General features: G+C 57.2%; 9 protein-coding genes. 2 read left to right on the plus strand and 7 right to left on the minus strand.

Annotated features, from left to right (window positions below):
• Positions 1-6: 6 nt before the first annotated feature.
• From SH139x_RS25925 to SH139x_RS25940, 4 genes are all read right to left on the minus strand, one after another.
• Complete coding sequence (locus SH139x_RS25925) at positions 7-615, minus strand: non-canonical purine NTP pyrophosphatase (RefSeq protein ID WP_488352638.1); 609 nt, start codon at positions 613-615, stop codon at positions 7-9.
• A 31-nt stretch (positions 616-646) separates the two neighbouring features.
• Positions 647-3,184: a U32 family peptidase gene (locus tag SH139x_RS25930; RefSeq protein ID WP_488352639.1), complete on the minus strand. Its 2,538-nt coding sequence runs from the start codon at positions 3,182-3,184 to the stop codon at positions 647-649.
• A 127-nt stretch (positions 3,185-3,311) separates the two neighbouring features.
• A complete protein-coding gene (locus SH139x_RS25935) occupies positions 3,312-4,124 on the minus strand; it encodes an inositol monophosphatase family protein (RefSeq protein WP_488352640.1) in 813 nt (270 codons plus the stop codon).
• A gap of 32 nt (positions 4,125-4,156) precedes the next feature.
• Complete coding sequence (locus SH139x_RS25940) at positions 4,157-5,149, minus strand: aldo/keto reductase (RefSeq protein ID WP_488352641.1); 993 nt, start codon at positions 5,147-5,149, stop codon at positions 4,157-4,159.
• Positions 5,150-5,379: 230 nt separating this feature from the next.
• Between SH139x_RS25940 and SH139x_RS25945 the strand changes: the two genes are divergently transcribed.
• Positions 5,380-6,318 (plus strand): glycosyltransferase family protein, encoded by a 939-nt coding sequence (locus SH139x_RS25945; protein ID WP_488352642.1) that lies wholly within the window; start codon positions 5,380-5,382, stop codon positions 6,316-6,318.
• Between the two features lie 213 nt (positions 6,319-6,531).
• Here the strand turns inward: SH139x_RS25945 and SH139x_RS25950 are convergent, their stop codons facing one another.
• Positions 6,532-6,891 (minus strand): hypothetical protein, encoded by a 360-nt coding sequence (locus SH139x_RS25950; RefSeq protein ID WP_488352643.1) that lies wholly within the window; start codon positions 6,889-6,891, stop codon positions 6,532-6,534.
• Positions 6,884-8,530: a serine/threonine protein kinase gene (locus tag SH139x_RS25955; protein ID WP_488352644.1), complete on the minus strand. Its 1,647-nt coding sequence runs from the start codon at positions 8,528-8,530 to the stop codon at positions 6,884-6,886. The genes SH139x_RS25950 and SH139x_RS25955 overlap by 8 nt, the downstream gene beginning before the upstream one ends.
• A gap of 191 nt (positions 8,531-8,721) precedes the next feature.
• On the opposite strand from SH139x_RS25955, the gene SH139x_RS25960 reads away from it, so the two are divergent.
• Complete coding sequence (locus tag SH139x_RS25960) at positions 8,722-9,807, plus strand: NHL repeat-containing protein (RefSeq protein WP_488352645.1); 1,086 nt, start codon at positions 8,722-8,724, stop codon at positions 9,805-9,807.
• Between the two features lie 100 nt (positions 9,808-9,907).
• On the opposite strand, the gene SH139x_RS25965 is transcribed toward SH139x_RS25960, so the two are convergent.
• Entirely contained in the window at positions 9,908-11,893 is a 1,986-nt protein-coding gene (locus SH139x_RS25965) for a SulP family inorganic anion transporter (protein WP_488352646.1), read from the minus strand.
• Positions 11,894-11,974: the final 81 nt, after the last annotated feature.

The raw sequence follows: 11,974 nt of genomic DNA on the forward strand, positions 1-11,974 counted from the left end.
GGATCCTCACTGGGAAGTTGCGGACAGCAACTGACGCACTGCCAATCCTCGATGTGTGGCCGCGCAACGCTGCTGGTCGTCCAGCTCCGCCATGGTTTTGTGAAACTCGGGCATCAGAAACAGCGTATCATAACCGAATCCCCCAGTCCCTTGGGGCGTGTCGAGCATTATCCCCCGGCAACTGCCCACCGCGCTGGCAACGATCCGGGCCTGGGGATCGGCGACCGTTAAGTGGCAAACGAAACGCGCTGTTCGCTGGGGGTGGGGAATGCCTCGCAGCTCACTTAACAACAGGGCACGATTTTCGGCCATGGTGGCGTTGGGGCCAGCGAACCGCGCCGAATGAACCCCCGGTCGACCGTCCAAGCAGTCGACCTCCAGCGCCGTGTCGTCTGCCACCACCCAAGCACCGCTGGCCCGCGCATAGCAAATCGCTTTCTTCGCTGAATTCTCAGCAATGGTCAGCCCATCTTCGAGCACCTCGGGCAGCGTCAGCGACAACTGCTCCGGGGTGCGGACTTCGATTCCCAGCGCCGCAAAGGCCAACTGGAACTCGCCAATTTTATGCCGGTTCGTCGTCCCCAACAGCAAATAGGGCACTGCGGAAAATTTCACGAGTTCTGGCTCCCCTGTGCGATATTGGCGACTAAAGAATTGCCAAGGGATCTCGCCGCTGCTCCAGGGTGCCGCGAGTGACTCCCACGCGGTTTGCAGCTTTCAACGCTTGCCAGACCATCGACGGCTCAATCTCGCCGGCTAACAGTTGTCGATAAAGAGACAATACTCTTTTCGTTTGCTGAGCATCATCCTCCAGCAACTCGACGCGAAAATGTTTAACGCTGGCGGCTAGTAGATCGGCGACAACCTCCGCGCCACTTTGTGGTACCGCGTTAAAAAGCGTGTTGCGACAACCCACATCAGCTTGCAATGGATGCTCCATGCCGACGCGATCTCGCAGGGTGACCTGATGTCGATCGCATGGTCGACCACAATTCGTCTTGTTCGTCCCAGGAGACATCACCGCGCAAAAAACACAATGCTCCATGTGGAACATCGGCATGTGCTGGTGCACCACCGACTCCAGCCAAGCCCCGGGGACCGCGCGGATCAAATCGGTAACTTGGTCACGATTCAAATCATAGGAGATCGTGACACGCTGGGCTCCCTGATCACGCAGCCAATCGGCGGTCAACTGATTGGCCGTATTTAACGAAAAGTCAGCGATGGCCGGTATTTCCGCTTGCCGACAAACCTCCAACGCGGCCAAGTTGCGAGCTAAGATTCCATCGGGCTGGAGGCGAACTAATTTTTTCACCAAGCCCAATTCGTTCGGCTTTTGAATTCGCAAAGTCGCCAAATAAATTTTGATGCCTGCCTGCCTCGCCGTGGCGACTGCCGCGGTATATTCGCGAATGTCATGATACTCGACGTAGACCTGCTGGACGCCCGATTCGATCGCAGCTTGCAATTGAACGGAGGTGCGACAGAGTGCCCAGATCGCCGGCAGCGTGGCGGCCTCATCCGCCGGGGCGATGATGGCTTGCCCGAGTCGCGCGAGCCCCGTAGCATCAACGTGACGCGCGGGGACCGACTCCAGTGTTGCGGTCAAAGCCTCAACCATTTGGCGACGGAGCACCCCGGTGACACTGTGTGGCAACATCGGGCCACCCACGATGGTCGCCGCTAAGCCGCGTAGCTCAAAGGGCGAGCCGCCCAAGCGATCGAATTGCTCGCGCAAGCTTTGCTCGGTCAGCGGATGTCGCCGAGCTGCCTCCAGCGGTTGTTCGCTGTGCAGGTTGACGTGACTGCGCGGTTTGACATGACTGCCGTCGGCGAGTCGGGCGACGAGCTGCAAGGGCTCACCGACCGCGGCGCGAATTTCAAGATCGATAGGCAACCGCCGCACCGGATCCGCGCCGCTGTAGCTGGCTCGCAACTTTTTATTCAGTTGAGGATCGTCAGTCTTCCATACCGTCTGGCCAACATATAACAAGTTAGCATCCAGCCCCGCGCCCCCGAACAACAATTCAACAACACCATCGTCCGCCTGTCCGCTGGTAATTTTTTCGCCCTGCTGAAACAGCTCGTACACACGTCCGCCGCAATCGCCGCCGGTGGTGCGGTCGCCGGCAAAAGCCACACCGTCGCCGCGCGAAACGGGAGCGGCCAGGTCCACGGCCACGCGTTTACCACGCACCTCGACGACTTCGCCCAGACGCACACCGCGTTTCGCCGAGTTATCGCCCGGTACCAACATCTTATGGTCGCAGCCCTCGAGCCAACCGGGAGAAAAGCCGCGTGAAAAAGATAACTCCATCTCGCGGACTTGCCGCGGCGTAAACTCGACCCGCTGACCGGCCATCGCTTGATCGATGGCGGCACGATAATGCTGAGTCATGTTGGCGACATATTCCGCCGTCTTCAAACGCCCCTCAATTTTCAGCGAACAGACCCCAGCCTCAATCAATTCGGGCACCAAAGCGTAGCCGGCCAAGTCTTGTGGGCTGAGCAAATATTTTACGTCCCCCAGATCGCGATCTTGACCATCGACAGTCAGTTCATAAGGCAACCGACAAGCCTGCGCGCACTGGCCGCGATTGGCAGACCGTCCGCCTAATGATTCGCTGGTCAAACATTGACCCGAATAAGCAACACAAAGAGCGCCGTGCACGAACACTTCCAGTGGCATGTCAGTGATCGCGCCGACTTTCTTAATCTCGGCAACGGAAAGTTCACGTGGCAAGACGACGCGGCTGATCCCTAATTGGCGAGCCACTTCAATGCACTCACCACTGGTCAACGTCATCTGCGTCGAAGCGTGGACCTCCAGCTGTGGACAGATCTCGCGGACGAGTCTGGCGATACCAAAATCTTGCACCAACACCGCATCGACACCCGCGCGAGCGAGATGCTCAATGGCCGTAGCTGCCCGCGCCAGCTCGGCGGGAAAGACCAGGGTGTTAAAAGTGACATAGCCTCGCACGCCGCGGCCGTGCAGCAGTTTCATCAAATCGGGCAGATCACTGACCCCAAAATTCTTGGCACGAGCCCGCGCGTTAAACCCGCTATCGAGCCCAAAATAGACTGCGTCGGCACCATTTTCGATAGCCGCTCGGATGCAATCCCAATCCCCGGCTGGAGCGAGTAATTCGGGTGCCAGCGACGCGTTCGGTGATAAATTCACAGCCTACAGTTTCTCAACAAGTTGTTTTTTTTACAGGAAAAACGATCCGCCACGCGCAGCAACCGCGACTGTTATTCTGACGACCGCTGGCCCGCTGGTCTATGGCTAAGCGGGCCGGAAATGGGGGCTAAGCGGGCTGGAATCGGGACGTGAGCGCTTGCAGCGCTGGATGCAGATGCCGGTTGCTGGCCAGCAGACTGGTCTTTGCCAGTGGCAGTTGCTCGCCGGCGGTCGTCGTCACCTGACCACCCGCCTCCTCGACAAACAGTTTACCTGCGGCGAAATCCCAGGGAGCTAATTGATATTCAAAAAAACCTCCGAATTGACCGCAGCCGACCAGACAGAGATCGAGCGAAGCGGTGCCAAACCGGCGGATGCCATGAATTTGCTCGGTGAATAACGCTTCGATCGCCGCCAAAGTAGCTCGCATCATCTCCCCGCGATCATAATAAAATCCGCAGCCCACCAAGACTTGGTCCAAGCTGGTGGCCGACGAAACCTGAGCTGGCCGGTCGTTGTGGGTGGCACCCTGGCCGCGGACCGCCACGTACCAATCATCTCGAGCCGGGTTGTGGACCACGCCGAGCTGGGCCACGCCGCGGTGCCAATAAGCGATCGAAACGGCAAAGTGCGGAATCCCATGGGCGAAATTGTTGGTCCCATCGAGCGGATCGATGATCCACAAATGCTCGGCGTCAGCGGAGCCCCGCAACTCCTCTTCACCGAGTAGATCATGGCTGGGAAATTCAGCGCGCAAAACCGCTTCGATCGTGCGTTCCGCCTCCACATCGGCATCGCTGACCAGATCATAAGTGCCTTCCCCGGTGGCCGATTTATTGCGAATTTCCACTCCCTCGGCGAGGTACCGCATTAGCACTTGCCCCGCGTTGGCGGCCGCTCGCCGCGCGATCGGCAGCATCGCATCTAATTCCAACTGCATGATTTCACCACAATATCGATTTAGTTGATTGACTATTTGCCCGCGTACCAGACGCCGCGATGCCAGTTGTGGCGTGTGAGCACCTCCAAGACCCTTTCGGATAGTTCGGGCAATTCTGAGACCGCTGCGTTTTGCTCAGCCTGCGCGGGATTTCGAATCCCCGTGATGACCGTGCTAACCGCCTCGGGGGCAAGCGCAAACTTAATCGCCAGATCGGCCAAGCTATACGTATCCGCCAAGCCCAAACGCTGAAGATCGGCGCGAATTTCCTCCACTCGCTGAACGGTTCGCGGCAAGCGATCTCCGGCGAAATAGTTGCTGCGAAAATCGTCGCTGGGGAATTGGTGATCGGCCCCGTACTTGCCGCTCAAAGCACCCTCATCGAGGGCCACGCGGACGATGACAGCGGTTCCTGTTTCTTGAGCTACCGGGAATATCTGTGCCAACGGCTCTTGATGGAACAAGTTAAAAATCACTTGCACGCAATCGACCAAGCCATCTCGCATTAATTGGATGACGCAGTTTTGATCTTGCTCGGGAGTGCTGACGCCGATCAACCCCAGCTTGCCCTCCTCCCGCAACCGCCGCAGCACCAGCAGGGGTTGGGGGTCATCATTCCAGGCTCGCGTCCAAGTGTGCAATTGCAGCAGGTCGAGCCGCTCGCCCCCCAACTGCCGCAGCCGGTCCTCGACATTCTCCCTCAAGTAAGCCGCACTGTAACGATCCTCCCAGCGACAAACGGGGCTGGGTGGCCAGGGCCCTTCGGCTGGCGGCGTTTTGGTGGCGACAAGCGGACGTTCCGCGGGGGGCATTTCAGCCAGCAGTTTGGCGATCAGTTGCTCGCTGCGACCATCCCCATAGCCGGCAGCCGTGTCGATGAAGTTGACTCCATTTTCCAAAGCGGTTCGCAATGCTTGCAACGACTCCCGATCATCCTGCCTACCCCATTGGCCGCCCAGTGCCCAGGCACCAAAACCGATTTCGGAAACGGCAATTCCACTGGCTCCAAATAATCTCGTCTTCATATCCACCGGGGGGGTGCGCGATCTGTGGCTCAGGGTTCGACAATGTGAAGTTTTGCCGATTTGGCAAAACTTTCGTAGGGGTTACTTAGATTATCCCGGCAATCGGAGGGCGAATCGGTTGTTGCCCTAAACTCATCCCGCCAGGTTGTCCGAATTTGATTTCGTCCAATTGATGGTGGAAGCATCGTGCGGAAGCTGTTTCCATCGTTACACCCCGGAGGTGTTGAATCGTGTGTCGGCTGTCAATTATTGTGCCGTATGATCGTGACGAAGCGGCTTTCGAAACGACCTTGGTTTCGGTTCTAGAGAATCGTCCGGAGCACTGCGAGATCATCGTGGCTCATGACGGCGGGTACAATGACCCGTTTGATTTAGGTGACGAGGTGCGGTTTGCGATTGCCGAGGGTAATGATCGCCTGTCGCTGATCGCAGCCGCTGTCAACACGGCATTGGGGCGAATTGTGCACGTGCTCAGCGGAGGAGCCCGCGCCACCGAGGATTGGACCTGCGAGCCGCTGGACCTGTTCGAGCAGTCGGACCTGGGCTGCGTCGCTCCAGTGATTCGCCACCTCTCGGCCGACGGCAGCGTGATTGCCGCCGGTTGGCACGACTCCCAGACCGGCCTGCGAAGACCGTTGGCCGCTGGCAGCGGGGCCCCCTCGCGAAAAGAGCTGGCCAGCGTGGAAGGTGCCTATCTAGAAGCTTCCTTCTGGCGACGGAGCACGCTCAAGCACCTAATCTCCTTACCAGTCGACGACGCAGCTGGCGTCACCGACTACGTTTGGGCAGCATGCGCCAAACAAGCGGGTTGGCGATGCCGCGTGGCTGCGGAGAGCACCATCACCGCTTCACCAAATCTGGTTTTGCCAACAGTCTCGGCAGTCAGCTTGGCCGCGACTCGGCAGCAAGTCCGCAGCCAACTGCGTGGCGAAGGCTTGGTTGGTGTGATGATTGCCAGCTTGCTGACCGTGCTGGTGCAGCCATGGCGAGGTTCGGCTTGGGCCGAAGCGGGTGGCAGACTGTTGTCCGCTGCCGGGCTATTGGCTTGCGGCCGAGCGATGCCGGCGAAGATTCGCCGCTTGGCGAAAGAAATGGGCCCCGATGCGGCGCAAGCGACGATACTCCGCATGCCCGTTGCTAACGATATGCCCCTGCGGCGAGCCGCTTAGAGAATTCTACTGGCTCGATCTCAGCCGCAACGCGCCAGCGTGCGGTTCATCAGCCGCATCGCGCCAGCGTGCGGTTCATCAGCCGCAACGCGCCAGCGCGCGGTTCATCAGCCGCATCGCGCCAGCGTGCGGTTCCCGGTGGCGTTTTGTACTGTGAAAACCGCAGGCTGGCGCCAGGCGGCTGATATGACCGAAAGACTTGGGTCGAGGTGCTTATCTGGATACTCGATCAAACAACCAGATCACGTAGAGATACAGTCCGTAGAACAAAGCGACCGTGTATAACAGCACGACAACTGTCCAGAAAACCTTTTCCAACCGGTTAAAGGCGCGGCTGACGTAGATCAGCGGCAATCCCAAAATCCCGGCGACTAAAAACACGGTCACCAAGATCGCCACTTTGCTGCGTCCGAACCGCCCCAGCGGATCCTCATCGGCATCATCCCCGGCAACCGAGATTGTTGCGCGTTTTTGTTGTCCCATCTGGCGACCGATCGTGGGACCTTCAACGACGACCTGTGCCATCACTGGCAGGTCGTCGTCATCATTGGGTGACGGAGTAGAATCATTCATTACCGGCTGTTGGATTTGAGGGATCGCCCTGGTTGCTCTGCGCTCCCGCCAAACGTTCCTGCGCATAGGACACGAGCGGAGCCATCTCCAAGTTATTCTGATAGAGCTCGATAATGCTATACCAGATTTTCCGAGCCTCCATCGTCTGCCCTTGAGCAAACAATTGGTCGGCTTCGTTTAATTTCGCTGAGACCAACTTTTGCCCTTCACCGACTTCGTTGCCGCTCGCTTTTAATCTAGCAGTTTGCCGCCTGGCAAGATTGACGAAGGCGCGGTGTTTCTCATTATCTTCGAGCAGGGTCACGAGAGAAGTGTACTTGTCCAAGGCCGTGGCATCGTCGCCAAATTGTTCATATTCACGGGCCGTGGCGTACAAACGCTCTCCTTCGTTGGCTAGCTTTGCCCCGCGGCGAAGTTTCAAATCGAGCAACCGCTCGGCTTCTAGCATTTCGATGCGATCGATCTGTTCTTGGGCCCATTCCGCATTTTCTGAAGCGGGATAATCGCTGACTAGTTTTTCCAGAAAATCATTCTTCGCCTGTCCCAGCGAAGTGCGATCATTAGCCTCGATCAATGCCTCGGCGCGAGCCCGCAGTTGATCTTCGTTCAGCGGCCATAAATACCAAGTCACGAAAGCGGCGATGCAGGCGAGCGACAACATCAAGAACCATGCGCGTTCATAAAAAGCCGCCCCGTCATGCGGCTTCTCTTCGGGTTCATCGGGCAAGTGGCCAAGCAGCGCTTTCGCTTCCGCTTTATCGACGTCGACACGCAGGGGACTAAAGCCGGCCGAGGCGTGCTGGGCCACTCCGATGCCATCGATCGACCGCTTGCGAACTTCACGCAACGCTAACACAACCGCCCCCGCGCCATGGGGCCTTGACTGAGGATCCTTGGCCAACAATTGCTCGATCAATGAACTTAACCAAATGGGACAGTCCAGCACCAAGGCGGCAACTTTTGGCGGTGTCGTATGCTGTGCGGCGTGACTCACCTGGGCAACGGTCTTACCTTCCAGCGGTGGCCGACCTGATAAGGCGTAAAACAGGACGGCGCCTAACGAATAAAGGTCCGATTTGGGAGAGAGGTTTTTGACATCCGCGATCAATTCGGGGGCTCGGAATGCCAGCTCGAAAGGAGCAGGAGGTCGGTTGCTGCGGTAAGACGAGCCAAAGCGATCGACTCGAAAATCGAGAATGGCGGGGGCCAAACCGGCGGAGCGAATTTTATCGGGGACTAAATTGCCATGCACGACCTGTCGGTCATGCGCGTGGGCCAGCGCCTCAGCCAACGTGTCCGCTTCGTCCAGCACGCTCTCCCATGGCAATTGTTGACGGCGCGCGACACGTTCCTGCAACGATTCCCCCTCGATCAGTTCATAAGCCAAATAGGCATCACTGTCTTCAAAGCCACCGCCGTAACAACGGGCAATCCCACCATGCCGCAACCGTTTGAGTGTCTCCCACTCACGAGCGAATTCCCGTCGCGCTTCGGCAGTCCCGCCGAATGGCAGTGAAAAAATCTTGACCGCCAAGCTCTTGCGCTGCTCAATATGAATTGCTCGCCAAACACTCCCTCCACCGGAGCTTTCGCCCAGTTGAGATTCGAGTGCCAAAGGTCCAAGGCGAGAGCGTGCCATTGTCGTCCAAGTGGATAAGATGAAAAGTGAGCAGACCATTACCACGCGAACACCGCGCCGGCCCAATTCCGGCTACCGCAGGAACTTACACCGGAGTCTGCCTCCCGCGGTTTGCGGTTAAGTTGTCTAGTATACTTGTTGTCCGCTTTTCATTTACCCCCCCACAGCCCGCCTTTGCCGGAACCAGCTAAATGCCGATCGCATCGCAACTTCGCTTACCGCTGCTTAATTTTCTCTCCCGGCTCGTGCTAGCTTGCTGCTGCCTGCTCGGGGGGGCGTGCCTCGCGGCCGAAGATGCAGCACGCCAATCGTCCCCGCTGCGGGTCGAAGTGCTGATCGGCGATCCGCTTCCAGCCCCACCCACCAACCCCGAACCGGGGCTGCTCAATACGCCTTTCGCAGTCGCCTTTGAACCCGGCGGTGCGATCTGGATCGTCGAGTTTGATGGCGGCCGCCTGCTCCGCCGCGAACCCGACGGCACGCTGACTCACGTTGCCGGAGACGGGACGCTGGGATACGCCGACGGCAGCGCCAAATTGGCACAATTCAACAAGCTGCATAATATCGTCCGGCTGGAGGATGGTCGCTTGCTAATGAGTGACCATCTAAACCACGCGATCCGCTGTTACGATCCCAAGACCGATTTGGTAACCTCCCTCGCCGGGAATGGGCGAGCTGGTTTTAAAGGTGACAATGGTCCCTTTGCGGCGGCCGAATTCAACGAACCAATTTGCGTAGAACTCGGCGACCAGCCCGACAAAGTTCTGGTAGCCGACATTCGTAACCGGCGGCTGAGAGAGCTCGACTTGACGAACGAGACGATCCGCACCGTGGCCGGCAATGGTGCAAAAGGAGTCCCCAACGATGGTGCCGAAGCGGTGAACAGCCCGCTGTTCGACCCGCGCGCGGCGATTGCCGACAGCCAAGGCAACATCTTTCTGCTGGAACGATCCGGCAACGCGCTGCGGCAGATCACGCCGCAGGGCAATATCCAAACGCTGGTCGGCTCGGGCGAAAAGGGAACCCAAGATGGGGTTGGCAAACAGGCAACCATGAACGGCCCCAAACACCTCTGCTTTGGGCCGCGGGATACCATTTTTATCGCCGACGATGTCAATCACTTAATCCGACAATATGATCAAACCACGCGAGCTTTAACCACAGTCGATCTTGGTGATTATCGGCTTAATCGCCCGCATGGAGTTGCCGTTCGGGACGGCTGGTTATATATCGCTGATAGTTTCAATCATCGATTGCTGAGAGCCAAACTACCTTAACGCCAACGCGCAACCGTCTCGCACGCCGACCAACGGCACCCAAACGAAGGGAACCGCGGCCAACCAACTGTTTGCGGTTGGCAGTGATTTCAGAGTGTCCTCAATCGACCAATTGTCGTGCTGCTTCTACTCGTAATGGAAAACCGCAACCGATCTCGGCCGGTTGACTGTAGACGGAAACGGGAAAGCCCTTAAGCGACTCCAACTTAAGTTGCTGCATCACGATGCCATACTCAGTTGACGACAGCAGCAATTCGATACGAGTGAAGCCGCTTTCCTCGTTGGCCCCTGTCCTTGATTCACAGGATCCAAACGAGCCCACATCGCAATGGATGCGAACGAAACGAGAGGTTTCGACCATTGTTGATATCATGGACAAAAATTCCGCTTCCATAGCTGTCGGAAAGGTCGCCACCAGCCGACGAGCATTAAGGCCGCCACTTTTCCGCGCCGCATGCGGGTTGTCGGCTAACGGACGGAGCGAATCAAGGCCGCGAACCTCAAAAGTAAGTCCTTCTTGTTCGAAGTCGCGATGCATTTCGTCCAGCTTTTCCATCACGCTGTGATCGACCAACATGGTGTTAGAGACATCAACGATGAGGTTGCGTTTTTGTACCAGACCAATTTCTTCAATCTGACGCTTGAAAGGAATCCAATTGCTAAAAACCGCTGATTGATGGGCGATAATTTTGCTAGTTTTGTCATCAACGATTTCCACTTCCAAGTAAGGCTTGAAGAGCGATTTTAGTGGCACACCGTTGGCCACGTGAATCACTATTTTCAAAAGGATCCCGGCGGCGACTCCGATCAAGAGATCCGTGGCAAGGACCATTGCCAGGGTGGTGACAAAGATTGCCAGCTGTTCTTTACCGATCCGCCAAACATTTAAGAACTCGGTCGGATGTGCCAAGCGAAATCCGGTGTAGACCAACATCGCCGCGAGTGCCGCAAGTGGAATGCGATGCAGGACTGTTGGAATCAGGGCGACGCACAGCAAAAGAAAGATGCCGTGCCACAAATCGGCAAAACGGGTCTTGGCGCCGTTGTCGATGTTCGCCTTGGAACGCACAATTTCCGAAATCATCGGCAAACCACCCACACCGGCCGACGCTAGATTGGCCACACCGATTGCGATCACATCGCGATTCATATTGGTCTTACGCTTCCAAGGGTCGAGCGAGTCGATCGCTTTGGCACTGAGCAGCGACTCCAACGTTCCGATGAGAAAAAACATCATAATCCACTTCCAAGCTTTGAGCTGGCCCAAGACGGACATATCCGGAAACGTGATATCGTCGAACATCCCAAAAATCCGATCGGGCATCTTCACCAAATACTGATCACCCAGTTGGTATTCGTGATTGGCGAGCGTGTAGGGGTGGGCATGGAGCAGGTCGAAAGCCATCCCCATCGGCACGGCTACCAGCAGAACCACCAGCGGCGCTGGGATCGGCTTTAGAAACGAGACGCGATGACGAACTGAGGGCCACGCGAACATGATCAGCAAGCTAACACCCCCGATCGCCGCAATCGCCGGGTTGGCCTCGGCGATAAAGTGAGGAATTTCTCTTAGCATCTCCAGTGGTTCGCCGCCGGCACCGAGCACACCCAAAGCGACAGGAAATTGCTTGATCATGATGATCACGCCGATTGCCGCCAGCATGCCGTGAACCGCCGCAGCGGGGAAGAATTCGCCCAAGATACCGGCGCGGTAGATGCCAAAAACGATTTGCAACACCGCTGCCGCAACGCCAACTGCCAACGCAGCTTTGTAGGCGACCAAATCACTCGCATCCCAACCGCCCGTCATACCGTTGCCGCCGAAGTCTTCGATGCAGCCGATGGCGATCACGATCAGACCGGCAGCAGGTCCTTTGATCGTTAATTCGCTGTTACTCAAAAACGTTGCCAAAATTGAGCCGATGATGGCGGTGAAAATCCCGGCGATCGGTGGATAGCCACTCGCTAGCGAGATTCCCAAACACAACGGCAAGGCGATCAAGAACACCAGCAGACCAGAAATCATGTCGCTCTTTAAATAGCGAGTGAATCCGGCGAGGTTGCCACGCGGGACATCTTGGTTCATTTTTGCGGCCACAAAGAGCAGATCTTTAAGGGAGAATGTTAGAAGCGTATCTAACCTTGTCAGATGCGAATACGTTCGCGG

Source organism: Kothea flammea (assembly GCF_052161645.1).
GTDB lineage: Bacteria > Planctomycetota > Planctomycetia > Pirellulales > Pirellulaceae > Laterigemmans.

Bases quoted from the DNA above. Each gene is read 5' to 3' on its own strand.
- SH139x_RS25935 (WP_488352640.1), bottom strand. From the start codon at position 4,124: ATGCAGTTGGAATTAGATGCGATGCTGCCGATCGCGCGGCGAGCGGCC.
- SH139x_RS25940 (WP_488352641.1), bottom strand. From the start codon at position 5,149: ATGAAGACGAGATTATTTGGAGCCAGTGGAATTGCCGTTTCCGAAATC.
- SH139x_RS25950 (WP_488352643.1), bottom strand. From the start codon at position 6,891: ATGAATGATTCTACTCCGTCACCCAATGATGACGACGACCTGCCAGTG.
- SH139x_RS25955 (WP_488352644.1), bottom strand. From the start codon at position 8,530: ATGGCACGCTCTCGCCTTGGACCTTTGGCACTCGAATCTCAACTGGGC.
- SH139x_RS25960 (WP_488352645.1), top strand. From the start codon at position 8,722: ATGCCGATCGCATCGCAACTTCGCTTACCGCTGCTTAATTTTCTCTCC.
- SH139x_RS25965 (WP_488352646.1), bottom strand. From the start codon at position 11,893: ATGAACCAAGATGTCCCGCGTGGCAACCTCGCCGGATTCACTCGCTAT.